Origin of the sequence: Rhodovulum kholense, from assembly GCF_003053725.1 — a bacterium.
Lineage (GTDB): Bacteria > Pseudomonadota > Alphaproteobacteria > Rhodobacterales > Rhodobacteraceae > Rhodovulum > Rhodovulum kholense.
Genome location: NZ_QAYC01000002.1, coordinates 210,476 through 230,240, shown reverse-complemented (window position 1 = coordinate 230,240; position 19,765 = coordinate 210,476). Strand labels below are relative to the sequence as shown.

Here is a 19,765-nt window from a genome sequence, read left to right as displayed (position 1 = left end):
ACCGTTAACGTTTGGATCCTTCATGGCGATCACCGCGACCATCCGGCACCTGACCCATTACCGCTATGACCGCCCTGTCAGCCTCGGCCCGCAGGTGATCCGCCTGCGCCCCGCGCCGCACAGCCGGACCCGGGTCATCTCGCATTCGCTGAAGGTCTCGCCCGGCGGGCATTTCGTGAACCACCAGCAGGATCCTTACGGCAACTGGCTGTCGCGCTTCGTCTTTCCCGAGCCGGTGCGCGAGCTGAAGATCGAGGTCGATCTGGTCGCCGACATGACGGTCTACAACCCGTTCGACTTCTTCGTCGACGAGACCGCCGAAAACTGGCCCTTCGACTATCCGGCCGAGCTGACCGAAGATCTGTCGATCTACCGCCGACCCGAGCCCGCGGGCGAGGCCCTGGCGGCCTTCCTCGCGACGATCCCGCGCGATGCGACCCGCACGGTCGATTTCCTGGTCGGGCTGAACGCCCGGCTCGAACGCGAGATCGACTACCTGATCCGGATGGAGCCCGGGGTGCAGACCCCCGATGACACTCTGCGGCTGCATTCGGGGTCCTGCCGCGACACAAGCTGGCTTCTGGTGCAGGTGCTGCGCCATCTGGGCTTTGCCGCGCGCTTCGTCTCGGGCTACCTGATCCAGCTGAAACCCGATCTGGTGGCGCTCGATGGGCCTGCGGGCACCGATCACGACTTTACCGACCTGCACGCCTGGTGCGAGGTGTTCCTGCCCGGCGCGGGCTGGATCGGGCTCGACCCGACCAGCGGGCTGCTGACCGGCGAAAGCCACATCCCGCTGGCCGCGACCCCGCACTATCGCAACGCCGCGCCGATCAGCGGCATGGCCAGCCCGGCCGAGGTCGATTTCCACTTCCATATGGAGGTGCACCGCACCGCCGAGCATCCCCGCATCACCAAGCCCTTCCCCGAAGAGGCCTGGTCGGCTCTGGATGCGCTCGGCCACAAGGTCGATGCGCAGATCGCGGCGCAGGACATGCGGCTGACCATGGGCGGCGAGCCGACCTTCGTCTCGATCGACGATTTCGAGGCCGACGAATGGAACACCGGCGCCGTCGGCCCGATGAAGCGTGGGCTTGCGGACCGGTTGATCCGGCGGCTGCGGGACCGCTTCGCGCCCGGGGGATTTCTGCATTACGGCCAGGGCAAGTGGTATCCGGGCGAGACCCTGCCGCGCTGGACCTTCTCGCTGTACTGGCGCCGCGACGGGCGGCCTGTCTGGAAGAACCCCGAATTGATCGCCGAAGAGGGGCAGACCGGGGCGACCGCCGAGGATGCCGACCGGTTCCTGTCGGGCTTTGCCGATGCCATCGGCGTGGGCGCGGACTATGTCCATGCCGCCTATGAGGACCCGGTGGAATGGATCCTCAAGGAGGCCGACCTGCCGGTCAATGTCACGCCCGAGGATTCCAAGCTGAAAGACCCCGAGACGCGCGCCCGTATCGCGCGGGTCTTCAATCGCGGGCTCGACAGGCCCGCGGGCTTCATCCTGCCGGTTCAGCGCTGGCAGTCGAAGGCGGCCGGGGCGCGCTGGCGGTCGGAACACTGGAAGACCCGTCGCGGGCATCTGTTCCTCGTGCCCGGCGACAGCCCCGTGGGCTTTCGCCTGCCGCTGGGGGCGCTGCCCTTCGTGCCGCCCTCGGCCTACCCTTATGTCTACCCGGCCGATACCTCGGTCGCGGTCGGGCCGCTGCCCGATTTCCACGCCGCCCGCGAGGATCGCCGCCGCGCGCTGATGGAGGAATTCGAACGCATCGCCGCCGAGGACGAGGCGCGCGAGATGCCCGAGACCACGCCGGGGCGGTCGCAGCCGGTGTCCGAGCCGAAAGACGCGGGGCCGCGCCAGCGGGTGATGGAACAGGGCGTCGATCCGGCGGGCAGCGCGGTGCGCACCGCCATCGCGGTCGAGCCGCGTGACGGGCGGCTTTGCCTCTTCATGCCGCCAGTCGAGCGGCTCGAGGATTATCTCGACCTGCTGTCTGCCGCCGAAGAGACCGCCGAGGCGCTGGGCCTGCCGATCCATGTCGAGGGCTACACGCCGCCCCACGATTCCCGGCTGAACGTGATCCGGGTCGCGCCCGATCCGGGCGTGCTTGAGGTCAACGTCCATCCCGCGCAAAGCTGGGAGGACTGCAAGGACATCACCTTCGGGGTCTATGAAGAGGCGCGGCAGACCCGGCTGGGCGCCGACAAGTTCATGATCGACGGCAAGCATTGCGGCACGGGCGGCGGCAACCACGTCGTCGTGGGCGGCGCCACGCCGATGGAGTCGCCCTTCCTCAGGCGGCCCGATCTGATGCGTTCGCTGATCCTCTACTGGCAGCGGCATCCCAGCCTGTCCTACCTCTTTTCGGGGCTTTTCATCGGTCCGACCAGTCAGGCGCCCCGGATCGACGAGGCCCGCCATGACAGCCTTTACGAGCTGGAAATCGCGCTGAGCCAGTTTCCCGATCCGGGCGAAGGCGCCGCGCCGCCGCCCTGGCTGGTGGACCGGCTGCTGCGCAACATCCTGATCGACGTGACAGGCAACACCCACCGCTCCGAGATCTGCATCGACAAGCTTTTCTCGCCCGACGGGCCGACCGGACGGCTGGGGCTGGTGGAATTCCGCGGCTTCGAGATGCCGCCCGACGCGCGCATGAGCCTTGCCCAGCAGGTGCTGATCCGGGCGATCCTGTCGCGGCTCTGGGCCGATCCCGTCAAGGGCAATCCGGTGCGCTGGGGCACCGCGCTGCATGACCGTTTCATGCTGCCGCATTTCGTCTGGACCGATTTCATGGACGTTTTGCGCGACCTGCAGGACCATGGCTTTGCCTTCCGCCCCGACTGGTACGAGGCCCAGGCCGAGTTCCGCTTTCCGTTCTGCGGCGAGGTCGAGTACGAGGGCGTGCATCTGGAACTGCGTCAGGCGCTGGAGCCGTGGCATGTTCTGGGCGAACGCGGCGCCATCGGCGGCACGGTGCGCTATACCGACAGCTCGGTCGAGCGGATGCAGGTCAAGCTGACCACGCTGAATCCGGGCCGCTATGCGGTCACCTGCAACAGCCGCACCGTGCCCCTGACCGAGACCGGGACCAGTGGTGTGCGGGTCGGGGGCGTGCGCTTCAAGGCCTGGCAACCGGCCGAGGCGCTGCACCCGGTGCTGCCGGTCAACGCGCCGCTGACCTTCGACATCTACGACACCTGGTCGGGCCGGGCGCTGGGCGGCTGCACCTATCACGTGGCCCATCCGGGCGGGCGCAACTACGAGACCTTCCCGGTCAATGCCAACGAGGCCGAGGCACGACGGCTCGCGCGGTTCGAGAAGATGGGGCATCATGCCGGCGCCTACCGGCCCCCGCTCGAGGTCCCGCATCCCGAATTTCCGATGACCCTCGATCTGCGCCGCCCACCCGGGATATGATATGACTTCGCCCGACGACATCGCCGAGGATCCGGTTCATGCGCTTTTGCAGGGCTACAGCCCGCCCAGCGGCGTGGCCGACGAGTTGCTGCGCCCCGACGGCAGCCTGCGCCCGGTCTGGCAGCCGCTGATCGACCTTCTGGCGCGGCAAAGCCCCGAAGAGATGGCCGAGCGTTTCGCGCGGGGCGATCAGTACCTGCATGACGCGGGCGTCTATTACCGACAGCACACCCAGAGCGGGTCAGCGCTGCGCGACTGGCCGCTGTCGCATGTGCCGGTGGTCATCGCCGAGGAGGAATGGCGCGAGCTGGCCGAGGGCATCGTGCAGCGGGCCGAGCTTCTGGAAAAGGTGATGGCCGATCTCTACGGGATGGGCGATCTGGTGGCGAACGGGCTCTTGCCGGCCGAGCTGATCGCGCGCAATCCCGAATGGCTGCGCCCGATGGTGGGGATCCGGCCGCGCTCGGGGCATTTCCTGCATTTCCTGGCCTTCGAGGTCGGGCGGTCGCCGGACGGGTCCTGGCTGGTGCTGGGCGACCGCACCCAGGCGCCCTCGGGTTCGGGCTTCGCGCTGGAAAACCGGATGGCGACCAGCCGGGTGTTCCAGGACCTCTTCCCCACGTCCAATGTCGAACGGCTGGCCGGGTTCTTCCGCGCCCATCGCGGCGCGATGACCGCGCTGAATGCGGGCGGGGATGGCAAGGTCGCGATCCTGACGCCCGGACATCATTCCGACACCTATTTCGAACATGCCTATATCGCGCGTTATCTGGGCTTGCTGTTGCTGGAATGCGAGGATCTGAAGGTCGAGCGCGGGCGGCTGATGGTGCGCACGATCCATGGCCCGCAGCCGGTCAGCGTGTTGTGGCGGCGGCTCGATTCGCGCTTTGCCGACCCGCTGGAACTCGACGAGAACTCGGCGCTGGGCACGCCGGGCATGGTGGCGGCGCTGCGCGCGCAGGATGTCACCATGCTGAACTGTCTGGGCTCGGGCGTGCTGGAGGCCCGGGCGCTGATGGCCTTCCTGCCGAGGATCTGCGAAAAACTGATGGGCGAGCCGCTGAAGCTGCCCAACATCGCCACCTGGTGGTGCGGGCAGGATCTGGAAAGGGACTATGTCTACGAGAACTTGCACCGGATGATGATCGGCCGGGCGCTGTCGTCGGACCTGCCCTTCGAGGTCGATGCCCTGACCGCGCTTGGCGGCGATTTCCGCGGGACCGCGCGGCACCCGATCGGCGAATGGCTGGACCGCGACGGCCCCAATCTGGTGGGGCAGGAGGCGGTGACGCTGTCGACCACGCCCGCGATGATCGACGGCCAGCTTCTGCCGCGGCCGGCGCTGATCCGGGTCTTCGCCACCCGCACGCCGCGGGGCTGGACAGTGATGCCCGGCGGCTATGCAAGGATCGGGCGGTCGGGAGATCCGACCGCGCTGTCGATGAAGAACGGCGGCTCGGTCGCCGATGTCTGGGTGGTCGGAGACCGACCGGTCGAGCCCGAAACGCTGACCGGCGAGCCCGAGGGGCCGTTCATCCGGCGCGGGCCTGGGCTGCTGCCAAGCCGTGCCGCCGACAACCTTTTCTGGCTCGGGCGCTATGTCGAACGGGCCGAGGCGCGGGTGCGCGAACTGCGCGCCTATCACCTGCGGCTGTCGGAAAGCGGCGACCCGTCTCTGCCGCTGGTGGCACGTCTGGGCGCTTTCATCGAAGGATTCGGCGTCGATATCGACGAACCGGTGCCTGCCGTGGTGCTGGAGCTTTTCGATGCCGCCCAGGGCTGCGCCGGGAAGGTCCGCGACCGGTTTTCGACCGATGGCTGGCAAGCGCTGACCGATCTGGCCTTCACCGCGCGGGGGCATTTCAGCCGGGTGCATCCGGGCGATCAGGCGGTCAAGGCGATGGGAGAACTGTTGCGCAAGCTGGCCGGGTTCTCGGGGCTCGTGCATGAGAACATGTACCGCTCGTCCGGCTGGCGGTTCCTGACCATGGGGCGCGCGCTGGAGCGGGCCGACCAGACCATTTCGCTTTTGGCGGCCTTCGCCGATCCCGCCCAGCCCGGCGGCGGATTCGACGTGGCGATCGAGGTCGGCGACAGCGTGATGACCCATCGCCGCCGGTATTCCGTGCATACCAGCCGCAGCAGCGTGATCGACCTTCTGGCACTCGACGTGGGCAATCCGCGGTCGATCTTCTTCCAGATCGACATGCTGCGCGACCAGGACCGGCTGCTGACGCAGAATGCTGCCGCCGATCCGATGTCCGACCTCGCCCGCGCGATCCTGCTTCTGCATACCGAACTGTCGGTGGCGGTGCCCGAAGATATTACAACCGAACGGCTTTTCGGGCTGCAGGGCGAAATCCGCGAAATCTCGACGCTGCTGACCCAGCGCTATCTGAGCTGAGCTCCGGGAGGGCCCCCGCGTGTCGATCGAATACGACATCCGCCTCGAAATCGGCTATCTCTACGACAGCCCGGCCGCCTCGACGCGGACGCTCTTGCGCATGCTGCCGCTGACCAATGGCGAGCAGACGCTGATCACGGGGCAGGTCTCGACCGACCCGGTTCCGGATTTCCGCCGCGACGGGGTCGATTTCTTCGGCAATGCCACGACCGAGATTGCCCATGACGCGGGCAAGACCGAGTTCCTGTTCCGCTTTTCGGGCCGGGTTCGGCGCATTCCACGCGGCACGACGCTGGATCTCTCTTGCGGGCTGGCGGCGCTTCGGGCCGAGATACAGGGGATCCAGAGCATCACCCCGATGTCGCCTCATCACTTTCTGGGCGAGTCCGAACGCATCCGGCATGAGCCCGAAATCGCCGCCTTCGCCGAAGAGGTGACCGCGCCCGGCATGTCGGTCATGGCGGCCCTGCAGGCGGTATCCCATGCGATTCATGACCGGTTCGACTTCGATCCGGGGGCGACCGAGGTCTCGACCACGCCGATCGAGGCGTTCCAGAACCGGCGTGGCGTCTGTCAGGACATCAGTCAGGTCACCATCGCGGCGCTGCGTTCCGTCGGCATTCCCGCAGGCTATGTCAGCGGGTTTCTCCGGACCGTGCCGCCACCCGGTCAGCCGCGTCTGGAAGGGGCCGATGCGATGCATGCCTGGGTGCGTGCCTGGTGCGGGATGGAGACCGGCTGGGTCGAGATCGATCCGACCAACGACATGCTCGTCGGCGCCGATCACATCGCAATCGCGGTCGGGCGCGATTATGCCGATGTGGCGCCGGTCAAGGGCTCGTCGCGCACCTCGGGGTCGCACCGCACCGAACACCGGGTGGATGTGATCCCGCTCTGATCCGGGACCAGACGGGACCGACTCCGGGTTCGTCGCGACCCGTCGCCCGAAGCCTTGCCCAAACCCGCCGCCGTTACGGCCAATTTTCGACGATTCTACTCGCCATACGCGGGCGTCGACGCGCTCCGGAAGAAATCCGGCCAGTGCCGCCTGTCTGTCGGCCCGAGCCGACGGCAGGGCGTTCGCGACGACAGGCCACTCAATCCTGACGTCTGCCATTCACCACTTCTTAGGCTCCGCAGGGTTATTCAATCTTGAGCAGAGCGTACGTTGCAGGAACTCGAGGGATCGGAATGGAACCCGAATGCCAGTATGACCTCGACATCACCGACCCGGCCTGGTCCGAAGATGCCGGTGGTGTCGTGAAATCCGTCCTTGAGGCGGCCCCGAAGGAAATCCGGGTTCAGGCGGCCGAGGCCCCGGCCCAGAGCGCGCTTTCGGCCCAGCTTCTTCTTTTTCTCAGACGACATGTCGAATCCGGTGGCGGGACCTTCTCGGTCGCCGACGCCTCGCCGGCCTTTTCCGAAGGACTGAGCCTTCTCGGCCTGCATGACTTGATCCTTGGCACAGCGGAGGTCCAGCAATGATCAATATCCTTGCCATCGACGACTCGCTCACGATCCGCGAGATGGTACGGGAGACGCTGAGTTCGGCGGGCTTCGCTGTCACCACGGCGAATGACGGGCAGGCCGGTGTCGACGAGTTCGTGAAGGACCGCTACGACGCGGTCATCACCGATATCAACATGCCCAAGATGGACGGGTTCGGCGTGATCGAGCACATCCGCGGCGGCGGCACCAACGCCCGTGTGCCGATTCTGGTGCTGACAACCGAAAGCGGTGCCGCGATGAAGGAACGCGCCCGCGCCGCCGGTGCGACCGGCTGGATCGTCAAGCCGTTCCAGGACGAAGGCCTGATCAGCGTGATCCGCCGCGTCACGGGGGCGCGCTGAGCCATGTCGCGCGACGATCTTAAAGCCACATTCTTCGCCGAGTGCGAAGACCTGCTGGACCAGCTCTCGGAAGGCACCGGCGAGCTGGAAGCAGGCACCGCCACCGAGGAGACGGTTCACGCCATCTTCCGGGCTGTCCATTCGATCAAAGGGGCGGCGGGTGCCTTCGCGCTCGACACGCTTGTGAAATTCGCACACCGGTTCGAGACCGTTCTCGACCGTCTGCGCTCGGGCTCGCTGGTGCTCGACCCCGATGCCCTGCAGACGATCCTGCGCTCGGGCGACATGCTGGCCGAACTGGTCGAACTGGCCCAGGCCGAAAGCGACGAGGAACCGTCGCAGATGGCCGAACTGATCGACCTGCTGGTCGGCCTTTCCGGGTCCGAAGAAGACGGGCCGGGGGCGCCCGAGCCTGACGAAGCCTTCGAATTCACGGCCGTCTCCTTCATGCCACTGTCGTTTGACGAACCGGGCGAGGACGCGGAAGATGTGTACAAGATCCGCGTGCCCGCGATCGCGGATCTTTTCCGGAATGGCCACGATCCCTTCCTGCTGTTCGCCGAACTGGTCGGCCTCGGACAGCTCGATGTCTCTTGCGACGCCTCCGCGTTGCCTGTGTCGGACGAGTTCGACCCGAACCGCTGCTACCTGTCCTGGGAACTGACGCTTACCGGCTCGATGACAGAGGTCAGCATCCGCGACGCCTTCGTCTTCCTCGATGACATCTGCGAGATCGAACAGGTCTCCGGCGGATCGGCCGGTCCGGTGCTCGACCTTCCTGGGATCGAAACCGAGGACAGTCCGATGACCATTGCCGAACCCTCAAACCCTTCCATGCCGCAGGTCGCAGCTGAAGAAGCTGCGGCAGAACCGGCCGCCGCGACGTCCTCGACGTCCGAGCCGGCTGCGGCCGAGAAATCCAAGGCGGCAAAGCCCGCCGCGTCGATCCCCCAGACCACGCTTCGCGTCGACCCGGAACGGGTCGACCGGCTGATCAACACGGTGGGCGAACTTATCATCAACCAGGCGGTCATCACGCAGAAGCTCGTGGCCTCCGGCATGGCGTCGAATTCCGACATCATGAGCGATCTCGACGACTATCAATACCTTGCCCGCGAGTTGCAGGAAGGCGTGATGGCGATCCGCGCGCAACCGGTCAAACCGCTCTTCCAGCGCATGCAGCGGATTGTCCGCGAGGCGGCCTACAGTCTCGGAAAAGACGTCGCCCTGGTCACCGAGGGTGAAGCCACCGAGATCGACAAGACTCTTGTCGAACGCCTCGCCGAACCGCTGACCCACATGATCCGGAACGCGGTCGATCACGGTATCGAGGGTCCCGAGAAGCGTGCGGCTGCCGGAAAGCCGGCGCAAGGCACAATCAAGCTTTCGGCCGCGCATTGTTCGGGTGATGTGCTGATCGAGATCTCCGACGACGGGGCTGGTCTCAACCGGAAACGAATCCTCGAGAAAGCTGTCAGCCAGGGCATGGTCGCGGCCGATGCGAAGATGGCCGACTCCGAGATCGACAACCTGCTCTTCATGGCGGGGTTCTCCACGGCCGAAAAGGTAACCAATCTGTCCGGACGTGGCGTCGGCATGGATGTGGTCAAAACCGCGATCACCTCGCTCGGTGGCCGGATTTCTATCAGCAGCCGCCAGGGGATGGGGACCAAGTTCTCGATTGCCCTTCCCCTTACGCTGGCGGTGATGGACGGCATGGTGATCCATGCCGCCGGCGAGACTCTGGTTGCCCCGCTTTCCAGCGTGGTGGAAACGATCCGCCCCAAGCCCAAGGATATCCTTCCCTTCGGTCGGGACGGTCGGCTTCTGTCGATCCGCGGCACCTATGTGCCCATCGTCAATCTGGCCAGGCTCCTCGGCTTCCCGACAGAAGCGGAAATCACCTCCGACAACATACTGATCCTGATCCGGTCCGAGCAATCCGGCCTGGTCGCTCTCGCCGTCGACGACATCTCGGACCAGCGGCAGGTGGTGATCAAAAGTCTCGAAGGCAACTACGGCGCGATCGAAGGGATTTCCGCCGCAACCATTCTCGGCGATGGCCGCATCGCTCTGATTATCGACACCGACGCCATCCTGTCCCTTGCCGGCCACTACGGCAGGGAAATGGCCTCCAGAGAGGAGATGGACTATGCCCAGACCGCAACAATGGGGTGATGACGACGTCCTGGAATTCGTCACTCTCAAGGCCGCAGGACAGAGCTTCTGCATCGAGATCACCCAGATCCGGGAAATCCGCAGATGGACCCCGGTCACGGCGCTCCCGCATGCGGAGGAGGCTGTGCTGGGCGTGATGAACCTCCGGGGGGCGGTCATTCCGATCATCGATCTTGCGGCGCGCCTGGGGCTCGGCGAATGCGAGGCGTCTCCTCGGCATGTCATCATCGTCGTCGCGATCGGCTCAAAGACGATCGGCCTTCTGGTGGATTCTGTGTCCGAAATCCTCACGGTCGAAGGAAGTCAGATTTGCGAGGCGCCAACTATGGGAGGCGGTGACATTCCCAACAGCATCCTGGGCCTCATTTCAATCGAGGAAGGGATGTCGCGTATTCTGGCACCCGAAATTCTGGTGCCCCGTGGTCTGACGGATGCGGCATGAACGCTCCAACACCATCCCTGACGCCGCGGCGCCGCTCCGAAATCGCGTTCGGAGAAAGCGATTTTCAGCGCATTGCTGCATTCGCGAAATCCGAATATGGACTTCATCTTGAGCCTTCGAAGAAAGCAATGATCCATTCCCGTCTCGGGAAGCGGATCGTCGCGCTGAATCTCGACGACTTCACCGACTATGACAAATATCTGCGCGCCAATCTCGAGACTGAAAGCGATCACTTCATATCGGCACTGACGACCAACGTCACGAACTTCTACCGGGAAAAGCATCACTTCGAACAGCTACAGTCAGAAGTTCTGCCGCGGCTTGTTGAACGGGCCCGATCCGGTGGACGGGTACGGCTCTGGTCGGCCGGCTGCTCGTCTGGGCCCGAACCTTATTCTCTTTCCGGCAGCGTGATCCTTCTTTGTCCCGAGGCGCCCAAGCTCAATGTCAGGATTCTCGCGACCGATATCGATCCGTTTGTCCTGCGACGGGCTGAGGCGGCGGTCTATAGCGACGAGGAAGCTAAAATCCCGCCCGGGCCATGGGCGAACCAGGTGTTCGAGAAATCCGGGAGCGCGAAAGCCGAATTCCGGGTGCGCGCGGACGTTCGATCCCTCGTGTCCTTCCGACAACTGAACATCAACGGACCTTGGCCAATGTCTGGCCTTTTCGACGTGATAATGTGCCGGAATATGGCGATCTACTTCGATAGCCAAACACAACAGACGCTTTGGCGCAGACTTGCGGAACAGCTCGTTCCAGGCGGGATGCTCTTCATCGGTCACTCCGAACGGGTTTCCGGACCCGCGACGGCAATGCTCGAGGCGGCCGGGGTGACGGCCTACAGAAAACGCTCCGCTTCGTAACTGCGAAGCGGCATTAGGAAAGGAACAACGGATGTCACTCAAAGACAGTCTTCGGATCATGGTCGTCGACGACATGACGGTCAGTCGTGGCCTCGTGACCCAGGCGCTCGAGGAACTCGGCATTTTCCATGTTGCAACAGAAGCGAGCGGCCGCGCTGCGCTTTCGCGGTTGGCGGCGGATCCGGTCCATCTCGTGCTTGCCGACTACAACATGCCTGGCATGGACGGGCTGCAGTTGCTCGAAGGTCTGCGCCGCAATCGCTCCACACAGCGGATCGGCTATATCCTGGTCACCGGTACGCCCACCCCCGAACTCATCCAGAAGGGTCAACAGTTGGGGCTTAACAACATGGTGCGCAAACCCTTCACCACGGCGACCATGAAGAAGGCCATCGAAGCGGTGGTGGGGCGCCTTTGACGCATCACGACCTTCAGATGGTTGCAGATGGCCCCGGGCTTCAACGGGTGATGACCACGTTTGGCCATGAGCTTCTGCACGCCGCAGAGCTTCTCCGGCGGTACGAAAAGGCGGTGCTCGAAAGACGTGCGGCGCACCCCGCACGAGTGGGAAGTGCAAGTGAATTGCAGTTGGTGGACCTGGTCATCCAGATTCTCGAAGATATGGCGCCGTTCGGTCAGGAATTGGCCAGGCTCATGCCCGAGGACGTGCAGGTTCCCGGCAGCCTGATCGAGCAGCTTCGACTGGACCAGTTGCGCGCTGTCATGTCGACAGCCGAAAAACGCGATGCGCCGCATGCGGGTGGAGATATAGATGTGTTCTAGGACACCCGCTTGCGTGGGAGAGCGTAATGCTATGTCAATCCATCCGCGCGAAGGTTGGCGAAATGGGAGCGTCGTGATGTAAATTCGGTGGGGCCGGGGGCGAAGGTCTTCGGACAGATTTCGGCCCCGGCCACTGCAAATCGAGTAAAATTCGGCGCGTGTCGAACCTGCCCGCGTCAGGCACGGAAATTTCACTCGGTTTCAGGTTGCTTGGATGAGAATGAGGATTGGGTCGATGATCGAGATCTTCCGACTGCATTCCAGCCTGGCGAGTTTCGGTTTTCGGTCTCTATCTGGCCGCGAAAAGCGGCTTTTGTGGAATTCCGCTTGTTCCGCAGGAAAGTAAAGGCTCGCAGCGCTTTTCGTTTCCGAGGTGGCAAAGCGTCGGGTCTTGATCAGCGCTAGGTCGACCTCTGGAAACATGAGTTAAGGATTAGGTCCATGCGTGTAATGATCGCGGACGAACGGACGGAAACCAGGAACAGGCTTGCCGCGGCGGTTCAGCAGATGCGGGCCGTTTCTCTTGGCGCGTGCGTCTCGAACCTTAGCGAAACCTACCACATCGCGGAAAGCCGGCCACCGCAGGCGGTGATCGTGGCGGAAGCTTTGGCGCGGCTCGCGGAATTCGAAGTTCTGCTGATGCTCTTCAAGGCTCTCGGCATCCGCTGTGTGGTCGTCGCCGAGACTGAAGCGAATATCGCGCGCCTGCCGTCTTCCCTGATCCGTGAGGGTGTGGCGGTGACCCATAGCGACGCGTCGGTCGAGGACCTGCGGCAGTGCCTCCTGCGGGTTCACCTTGGCAGAACCGCAAGGAATGTTCCTGCGCCGCAGGCGGAATCCACGATGTCGTTCCAGCACGGACGCCTGATCCTCCTCGGTGCGTCGACGGGCGGGGTAGATGCTCTGGTCAAGGTCCTTGAGGCCTTTCCGCCGAATTGTCCCCCGACCCTCATTGTGCAGCACACCAGCGAGTCCTTCAGTTCGGGGCTGGCGCGGTTGCTCGATCGGAATTGTGCCGCTACGGTGGTCGAGGCCCAAGACCAAGAACCGCTGGTGCCGGGCCGCGTTCTTCTTGCCCCTGGCAAAACGCATCACCTGGAGGTGGCCGCAAGCGGTGCTCTACGATGCCGCCTGAGAGAGGGGCCGCTTCAGGCGGGGCACCGTCCCTCGGTGGATGCGCTCTTCATGTCTGCGGTCCCGGTTGCCTCTCGGGTCTGCGCGGCGATTCTGACGGGAATGGGTCGCGACGGTGCCGAGGGTATGCTCGCCCTGCACCGCGCCGGTGCCTACACCATCGGACAGGACGAAAAGACGTCGCTGGTCTACGGGATGCCGCGTGCGGCCTTCGAGCTTGGCGGAGTCCGCGAAAGGCTGCCGCTTGACGCCATTGGCCGGGCGGTTCTTGAAAACTGCAGTCGGAGGAGCGCGGCATGACCCAGAGAACGCCTATTCGGGCATCCGAAAAGGACGCCTGGCCCTCCCGTGTCCATGCTGTAGTCCAGGGTGAATATCATGTCTCGCGCGATGCGAACATCGTGCTTTCGACAGTCCTGGGTTCCTGCGTCGCGGCCTGTGTTTACGACATGAATGCCGGCATTGGGGGCATGAACCACTTCCTTCTGCCGGGGGATACCGAATCCGGGTCGACCGAGCTGAAATATGGCGCCATGGCCATGGAACTGCTTATCAACGAGCTTCTCAAGGCTGGGGCCCGGCGCTCCGATCTCAAGGTGAAGCTGTTCGGAGGCGCGCGTGTCAGTAGCGCCTTCCGGGATATCGGGGCGCGGAATGTCGATTTCGCACGGTCCTACATCCGGAGAGAGGGATTTGAGGTCGTGTCCGAAAGCCTGGGCGGCACGCAAGCGCGGCGCTTGCATTTTCGCCCGGTGACCGGCGCTGCCCGTCTCGTTCTGCTTCCGCCCACCGAGGCGCCGCCCGAGCGTCGCGTTCCTGCGCCCAAGCCGAAGCCGGATACCGATATCACTCTGTTCTGAGTCCTCCAAAGTCTCGCAGCCTTCCGTCTTGTTTTGGGGCCCGCGCGTCTTGGCGTCGGTGCCTTCTGGCCCGGCTGAAACCTGGGCAGGAGGACCGCCGCTGTCACATCGCTGTCGCAAAACGGGTTCAGGTACGGGTCCGAGTTAACCGAGACCAGGAGACCTCCATGACCCTGCGCAGCCAGCTTTTCGCCGCCAGCGCGCTGATCGCCGTGCCGATGCTTGCCCATGCCGGCGAGATCGCCTTTGCCCCCGTGCCCTTTGCCGCCGACGATGCCGCCAAGCGCGCGGTTCTGGCGTCCGAGCATGTCACCATCGACGGCAAAGAGTACTCCGTCGGCTACAGCACGCTGGCCCGGTCTGGCGATCTGATCGGCGGAACGGTTTTTGCCGCGCTCACCGATCGCGCCGGAAATGTGGTGAGATCCGAAGACGGTTCGGAACATATCTCGGTCGATGCCGATTTCACCTCGCTGCTGCATATCGGCGGCAAGATCTTTTCGGTCACGCATTTCGAATCGCGGCCCGGCGCGATGTATGTCAGCGAACTCACGCAAGACACCGAAGGCAATCTGACGCCCGTGTCGACGAAGCCGGTGGACTTCTCGAAATTCGGCGGCCTCTGGGTCCCTTGCGCGGGCTCGGTGACGCCCTGGGAAACCCATCTCGGCTCGGAAGAATATCCCGCCGACGCGCGCGAGATCGAAGAGGCGACCGCGCTCGACCAGATCGACGACTACGATTTCCCGATGGTGCGCTACGAGGGCGTCGATCCCGCGACCATGACGCTTGACGAGTTCAAGGCGGCCTACAAGCCCTATCGCTATGGCTTCCCGACCGAGGTCACCGTGACCGAGGACGGCACCGCGACCGCGGCCAAGCATTTCGCCATGGGCCGCGTCGCGGTCGAGCTGGCCAAGGTGATGCCCGACCAGAAGACCGCCTATATCTCGGATGACGGCACCAATGTCGGCCTCTTCATGTTCGTGGCCGATACCGAGGGCGATCTGTCGGCCGGCACGCTTTATGCGGCGAAATGGGTGCAGACCTCGGACGACGGCGCGGGTGCGGCCGATCTGGAATGGATCGATCTCGGCCATGCCGACGACGCCAGCATCCAGGCCGCGATCGAGGCCGATACGAAATTCTCGGATATCTTCGAGACCGCGCCGATGGCCGATGACGGCAGCTGCCCCGACGGGTTCCTGTCTTCGAACGCCGAGGACCGCGCCGAATGCCTGAAGGTGAAACCCGGGATGGAGGCCGTGGCTTCGCGGCTCGAGACGCGCCGCTATGCCTCGATGCTGGGCGCCACCACCGAGTTCCGCAAGATGGAAGGCATTGCCTACGATCCGGATCACGGCAAGGTCTATCTGTCGATGTCCGAGGTCGCCAAGGCCATGGAAGGCGGCGCCAAGCAGGACAAGGGCGGGCGTGACGACATCCGCGTCAAGAAGAACGCCTGCGGCGCGGTCTATGAGCTGAGCCTCGGCGACGACTTCCGTGCCACCTCGATGAAGGGCCTGATTGCCGGCAAGCCGGTAGACGATGCCGCCAAGGCCGCCGCTGCCGACCCGAACTGCGATGCCGCCCATGCGATGTGCGGTGCCGCGGCCGAGGCGAATACCTGCGATATCAACGGGATCGCGAACCCGGACAACATCACCTACATCCCGGGCTATAACACGCTGATCATCGGCGAGGATACCGGCGAAGGTCACCAGAACGACGCGATCTGGGCGATGAACCTGGGCGACGGCGCGTTGACCCGCATCTTTTCGACGCCCTACGGGTCCGAGACCACCTCGACCTACTGGTATCCGAATATCGGGGGGCACGGCTATCTGATGGCGGTGGTGCAACACCCTTACGGCGAGTCCGATGAGGACAAGCTGGCCGATGCCGCCGATGCCCGCGCGTATGTGGGCTATATCGGACCGTTCCCGGCGATGGACAAGTGACCTGACGGGCGGGGTGCATGGTCCCCCGCCCATCCTTCGGGGTCACGTCATGGCCCCGCTTTCCCTGCGACGGAGGCCCCGATGCGGCACAGTCTTTCCTTGCTCTCGGGTCTTGCCCTGATATGCGCGGCCGGTTCGGCATCGGCCGTCGACCTGCGTCACAGCACGCTGGCGAACCATACCGCCTATATCCCGCCGCAATGCTATACCCGCACCGAGGATGCGGCGGGGACTGCGCATAACCCGTGCCAGACCTGCCACACCCGGTCGCGGGTGCCCCATTACATCAACGATCAGGACCTGCAGCTGTCCTATGCGCTGCCGGGACCGGCGCTGAAGAACCCCTGGACCAACCTGTTCGTCGACCGCAGCGGCGCGGTCGCGGCGGCCGATCCCGAAGAGGTCCGCGCCTGGGTGCGGCAGGACAACTATCTTGGCGCCGATGGCCAGCCGGTGCTGGCCGAAAAGCTCGCCTCGCCGCCCCAAGCCTGGGACAGCGACGGCGACGGGCGCTGGTCGGGCTATGTGCCGGACGCGTTCTATGACTTTGACGAGATGGGCTTCGATCATGCGCCGGACGGGCAGCTGACCGGGTGGCGCGCCTTTGCCTACCAGCCGCTTCCAGGCACGTTCTGGCCGGCAAGCGGCTCGACCGACGACGTGATGATCCGGCTGCCCGAGGCCTATCGGCAAGATGCCGGGGGGCGGGACGACCGGGCGATCTATGCATTGAACCTGGCCATTGTCGAGGCGCTGATCCGGCGTGCCGATGTGCCGGTCGCGCCTGTGGACGAGGCGGCGCTGGGGGTCGATCTCGACCGCGACGGCGCGCTTGGCACCGCGACCCGCGTGGCCTTCGCCTTCGCGCCGCTTGAGGGCATCACCATGCATTGGGTCGGCCGCGCGGGCACGCTGCCGGCCGACGAGGCGCCGCTGGCCGCGGGGCTTTATCCGCTTGGGACGGAATTCCTGCATTCGGTCCGCTATCTCGATCCCGACCCCGCGGGCGTGGGTATGGCGCCGCGCATGAAAGAGCTGCGCTACATGCGCAAGACCCGGTGGCTGACCTATTTCGACCGGATGGATGGCGCCCTTGCCGAAGCCAAGGAGCGGCACGATTTCCCCGACCGCATCAGCCTTTTCTTCGGGGATGCCGAACACGGGATCAGCAACGGCACCGGCTGGCGGTTGCAGGGGTTCATCGAGGACCGCGAGGGCGCGCTGCGCCCGCAGAGTTTCGAGGAGACGGTGTTCTGCATGGGCTGCCATGGCGGCATCGGCGTGAACGACGACGACACGCTGGCCTTTCCGCGCAAGCTGGGGGCCGAGGCGTTTCAGGGCGGCTGGTATCACTGGACCCAAAAGGGTCTGGCCGGAACGCCGGATCTGACCCGGGTCGATGGCGCGGGCGACTATGTGCATTACCTGCGCACGAATGGCGCAGGCGACGAGTTCCGGTCAAATGACGAGCTGATCCGCGCCTGGCTGAAGGACGGTGAACTGCCCGAGGCGGCGGCGGCGAGGATCCGCGACGACATCGCGCCGCTGATCCTGCCCTCGCCTGAACGCGCGCTGGCGCTGGACGTGGCCTACCGGGAAATCGTGCGCGACCAGAGCTTTGCGCTGGGTCGGGATGCGACGGTGACCCCGCAGGATGCGACCGTCTGGCGCGAGGTGGACCAGGACCGCCCGACCGGTATCGCCGAGCCCGAGGCGCCCTGGTATCCCCGGCACCGGCGCTAGGCGCGTTCAGTCCTCGGCGGCGATCCGCGCCACGGCGGCCTCCAGGTCGGCTGCGTCATCGGCATTGTGCTGAAGCCAGGCCCGGATCAGATACTGGTCGTCCTGCGGCAGCCGGGTGCGCGGCCCCATCTGGCGGAAATAGTCCTGCCATTCGGCCATGCTGTATTTCCCGGGCACCCGGCGCGGATGGCAGGCGGTGCAGCGGGTGCGATAGAGCGTGAAGGCGGCGCTCCACAGATCCGCCGGGTCCGAGGCCAGCAGACCGGCGTCGACCCAACCGCGCAGCGCGACCGGCGACCAGCCTTCGGGCGCGGCTTCGCCGGGGGCGGCCGGGCGCGGGGTCAGCCCGCCCGGGACCTCGGCCAGGGTCACGGATGGCGCTGCCGTTGCGAAAAGCGCGCGCCGCTCGGCATCGGTCCAGCCCGGCACCAGGATCTCGGCGCGTCCGTCCTCTATGCGGCCCGTTGCATGCACCGGGCTTGCCACCAGAACCTCGCCCGCCGGGGCGGCCTCGTCCGGTGCCGTGCGGATCGGGGCAGAGGCCGTCAGCCAGCGTAAAGACGCCTCTTGCGCGGTGGCGGGGCCGGCGGCGATGAAGGCCGCCAGAAGGGCCGGGCCGATGGCGTGCATGAAGAAACCTCGCGATTGCCTGTAGTTACCTCTCGCTAGGCTGTGTTCATGTCGGGACCATGACAGCGCGGCCCCTGTGGTCCGCGGCGCATGGCCGGAGGGGGCGGTCCTCAGTGCGCCTGAGCGGCCCCGGCATCGGTGCTGGCGGCTTCGGTCCGGGCCCGGTCCCAAAGCGCGGCGGCGGCGGTTTCGGCGGCCTCCAGCACCGCCATCTTGTCGACGCGGACAGGTTCGCCGCCCTCGATCACCACCTTGCCGCCGACGATCACCGTTTCGACATCGCGGCCCTGTCCGGTATGGACCAGCGTGCCCAGAACGTCGGTCATCGGCCGCAGATGCGGGCGGCGGAAATCGAACAGCACCAGATCGGCGCGCTTGCCGGTTTCGATCGACCCGATCTCGGCCTCGAGCCCCAGCGCCCGCGCGCCGCCCATTGTGGCGGCCTCGAAGGCCATGGCGGGCTGCCAATCGGCGGTGATGCCGCCCTCCTGCAACCGCCCCGTCGCCAGTGCCCAGCGCATCAGCTCGACCATGTCGGCATGCATGTTGTCGGTTGCGAGCGCGAGGTTCATCCCCGCCTTGCGGAGCTTCGCCGTCGGCGCGAGGCAGCCATGGGTCTGGTTGCCCTTGGCGATATGAGCCAGATGCGCCTCGGCCCGGCCCAGCCGCGCGATGTCGCTTTCGGTCAGGTGGATGCAATGGGCGCCGATCAGGCGGTCATCCATCAGCCCCACTTCATCCAGCAGTTCGGGCGGGGTCATGCCGTCGCGCTCGCGGATGAAATCGACCTCGACCCGGCTTTGCGAAACATGGGTGTTGATCCGGAGCCCATGCGCATCGCGCAGCTCGCGCACCCGGGTCAGGAGGGCGCGCGAACAGGTGTCGGGCGCATGGGGGGCAAGGACGACGCCGGTTTGCAGGGGCTCGGGGTCGTGGAACCGGTCGATCAGCTCGGCGGCAAGGCCCAGCGTCCAGTCGCCGATGGCATCGTCATAGCGCCAGTCGCCCAGATGCACGCGGGTGAAGTCGACATCGTGGATGCGGCCGCAGCCGAAGGCCCTGATGCCGGTCTGGGCCATGGCGGGAAGCGCGATCTCCTGATGGGTGAAGCTGTCATTGATGAGGGTGGACCCGAAGCTCAGCGCCTCCAGCGCGCCAAGCTGGGCCAGCGCATGGGCTTCGTCGGGGCGCACATCGTGGCCATGGGGCACGCCCATCGTATAGGCGGGGGCAAAGCCCATATCCTCGGCCACGCCCCGCACCATGCTGAGGATCGCATGGGTGTGGACATTGACGAAACCGGGCGTCAGCACGCGGCCCGCGCCGGGAACGATACGGGTTTTCGGGTCGATCCGTTCGGGCCGGGTGTCGCGGATGGCGGTGATCCGCCCGCCCGTGACCTCGACCCAGCCGGTTTTCAGGAAAGGCCGTGCCGGGTCCGCTGTCAGGATGGCGGCGCCGTCGACGATCAGGTCGGGACTGGCAGAGGTCAT

At 65.3% G+C, this 19,765-nt stretch carries 16 protein-coding genes; 14 read left to right on the top strand and 2 right to left on the bottom strand.

The genetic code is table 11. The annotated features are described in order from the left end of the window. Positions 1–22: 22 nt before the first annotated feature. From C8N38_RS03805 to C8N38_RS03740, 14 genes are all read left to right on the top strand, one after another. Positions 23–3,421 carry a transglutaminase family protein gene (locus tag C8N38_RS03805; RefSeq protein WP_108024097.1) on the top strand — a complete coding sequence of 1,133 codons (3,399 nt, stop codon included), beginning with the start codon at positions 23–25 and terminating at the stop codon, positions 3,419–3,421. Between the two features lies 1 nt (position 3,422). After that, a complete protein-coding gene (locus tag C8N38_RS03800; RefSeq protein WP_108024095.1) occupies positions 3,423–5,825 on the top strand; it encodes a circularly permuted type 2 ATP-grasp protein in 2,403 nt (800 codons plus the stop codon). Between the two features lie 19 nt (positions 5,826–5,844). Then, positions 5,845–6,723: a transglutaminase family protein gene (locus tag C8N38_RS03795; protein WP_108024093.1), complete on the top strand. Its 879-nt coding sequence runs from the start codon at positions 5,845–5,847 to the stop codon at positions 6,721–6,723. Between the two features lie 293 nt (positions 6,724–7,016). Next, positions 7,017–7,310: an STAS domain-containing protein gene (locus tag C8N38_RS03790; RefSeq protein ID WP_108024091.1), complete on the top strand. Its 294-nt coding sequence runs from the start codon at positions 7,017–7,019 to the stop codon at positions 7,308–7,310. Beyond that, positions 7,307–7,675: a response regulator gene (locus C8N38_RS03785; RefSeq protein ID WP_108024089.1), complete on the top strand. Its 369-nt coding sequence runs from the start codon at positions 7,307–7,309 to the stop codon at positions 7,673–7,675. The genes C8N38_RS03790 and C8N38_RS03785 overlap by 4 nt, the downstream gene beginning before the upstream one ends. 3 nt (positions 7,676–7,678) lie before the next feature. Further along, a complete protein-coding gene (locus C8N38_RS03780) occupies positions 7,679–9,853 on the top strand; it encodes a chemotaxis protein CheA (protein ID WP_108024088.1) in 2,175 nt (724 codons plus the stop codon). Next, positions 9,828–10,295, top strand: a complete 468-nt coding sequence (locus tag C8N38_RS03775) for a chemotaxis protein CheW (RefSeq protein ID WP_108024085.1) — start codon at positions 9,828–9,830, stop codon at positions 10,293–10,295. Before C8N38_RS03780 ends, C8N38_RS03775 begins: the two co-directional genes overlap by 26 nt. Then, positions 10,292–11,161 (top strand): CheR family methyltransferase, encoded by an 870-nt coding sequence (locus tag C8N38_RS03770; protein WP_108024083.1) that lies wholly within the window; start codon positions 10,292–10,294, stop codon positions 11,159–11,161. Before C8N38_RS03775 ends, C8N38_RS03770 begins: the two co-directional genes overlap by 4 nt. A 31-nt stretch (positions 11,162–11,192) precedes the next feature. Continuing rightward, positions 11,193–11,579, top strand: a complete 387-nt coding sequence (locus tag C8N38_RS03765) for a response regulator (RefSeq protein WP_075787112.1) — start codon at positions 11,193–11,195, stop codon at positions 11,577–11,579. Between the two features lie 17 nt (positions 11,580–11,596). Beyond that, on the top strand, positions 11,597–11,944 hold the full coding sequence (locus C8N38_RS03760) for a hypothetical protein (RefSeq protein ID WP_108024081.1): 348 nt from the start codon (positions 11,597–11,599) through the stop codon (positions 11,942–11,944). Positions 11,945–12,385: 441 nt separating this feature from the next. Then, positions 12,386–13,378, top strand: coding sequence for a CheB methylesterase domain-containing protein (locus tag C8N38_RS03755; protein ID WP_108024079.1), 993 nt, complete (start codon positions 12,386–12,388; stop codon positions 13,376–13,378). Beyond that, positions 13,375–13,938 (top strand): chemotaxis protein CheD, encoded by a 564-nt coding sequence (locus tag C8N38_RS03750; RefSeq protein ID WP_108024077.1) that lies wholly within the window; start codon positions 13,375–13,377, stop codon positions 13,936–13,938. Before C8N38_RS03755 ends, C8N38_RS03750 begins: the two co-directional genes overlap by 4 nt. A gap of 167 nt (positions 13,939–14,105) precedes the next feature. Continuing rightward, positions 14,106–15,899 (top strand): PhoX family protein, encoded by a 1,794-nt coding sequence (locus tag C8N38_RS03745; protein WP_108024075.1) that lies wholly within the window; start codon positions 14,106–14,108, stop codon positions 15,897–15,899. 81 nt (positions 15,900–15,980) lie between these two features. Next, positions 15,981–17,642: a hypothetical protein gene (locus C8N38_RS03740; RefSeq protein WP_108024072.1), complete on the top strand. Its 1,662-nt coding sequence runs from the start codon at positions 15,981–15,983 to the stop codon at positions 17,640–17,642. Between the two features lie 6 nt (positions 17,643–17,648). Here C8N38_RS03740 and C8N38_RS03735 read toward each other — a convergent pair whose 3' ends face one another. Together C8N38_RS03735 and C8N38_RS03730 are read right to left on the bottom strand one after the other, a co-directional pair. Continuing rightward, complete coding sequence (locus C8N38_RS03735; protein ID WP_108024070.1) at positions 17,649–18,272, bottom strand: hypothetical protein; 624 nt, start codon at positions 18,270–18,272, stop codon at positions 17,649–17,651. A 110-nt stretch (positions 18,273–18,382) separates the two neighbouring features. Then, on the bottom strand, positions 18,383–19,765 hold the full coding sequence (locus C8N38_RS03730; protein WP_108024068.1) for an amidohydrolase family protein: 1,383 nt from the start codon (positions 19,763–19,765) through the stop codon (positions 18,383–18,385).

Bases quoted from the DNA above. Each gene is read 5' to 3' on its own strand.
- C8N38_RS03805 (WP_108024097.1), top strand. From the start codon at position 23: ATGGCGATCACCGCGACCATCCGGCACCTGACCCATTACCGCTATGAC.
- C8N38_RS03800 (WP_108024095.1), top strand. From the start codon at position 3,423: ATGACTTCGCCCGACGACATCGCCGAGGATCCGGTTCATGCGCTTTTG.
- C8N38_RS03790 (WP_108024091.1), top strand. From the start codon at position 7,017: ATGGAACCCGAATGCCAGTATGACCTCGACATCACCGACCCGGCCTGG.
- C8N38_RS03785 (WP_108024089.1), top strand. From the start codon at position 7,307: ATGATCAATATCCTTGCCATCGACGACTCGCTCACGATCCGCGAGATG.
- C8N38_RS03780 (WP_108024088.1), top strand. From the start codon at position 7,679: ATGTCGCGCGACGATCTTAAAGCCACATTCTTCGCCGAGTGCGAAGAC.
- C8N38_RS03775 (WP_108024085.1), top strand. From the start codon at position 9,828: ATGCCCAGACCGCAACAATGGGGTGATGACGACGTCCTGGAATTCGTC.
- C8N38_RS03770 (WP_108024083.1), top strand. From the start codon at position 10,292: ATGAACGCTCCAACACCATCCCTGACGCCGCGGCGCCGCTCCGAAATC.
- C8N38_RS03765 (WP_075787112.1), top strand. From the start codon at position 11,193: ATGTCACTCAAAGACAGTCTTCGGATCATGGTCGTCGACGACATGACG.
- C8N38_RS03760 (WP_108024081.1), top strand. From the start codon at position 11,597: ATGGTTGCAGATGGCCCCGGGCTTCAACGGGTGATGACCACGTTTGGC.
- C8N38_RS03755 (WP_108024079.1), top strand. From the start codon at position 12,386: ATGCGTGTAATGATCGCGGACGAACGGACGGAAACCAGGAACAGGCTT.
- C8N38_RS03750 (WP_108024077.1), top strand. From the start codon at position 13,375: ATGACCCAGAGAACGCCTATTCGGGCATCCGAAAAGGACGCCTGGCCC.
- C8N38_RS03745 (WP_108024075.1), top strand. From the start codon at position 14,106: ATGACCCTGCGCAGCCAGCTTTTCGCCGCCAGCGCGCTGATCGCCGTG.
- C8N38_RS03740 (WP_108024072.1), top strand. From the start codon at position 15,981: ATGCGGCACAGTCTTTCCTTGCTCTCGGGTCTTGCCCTGATATGCGCG.
- C8N38_RS03735 (WP_108024070.1), bottom strand. From the start codon at position 18,272: ATGCACGCCATCGGCCCGGCCCTTCTGGCGGCCTTCATCGCCGCCGGC.
- C8N38_RS03730 (WP_108024068.1), bottom strand. From the start codon at position 19,765: ATGACCTCTGCCAGTCCCGACCTGATCGTCGACGGCGCCGCCATCCTG.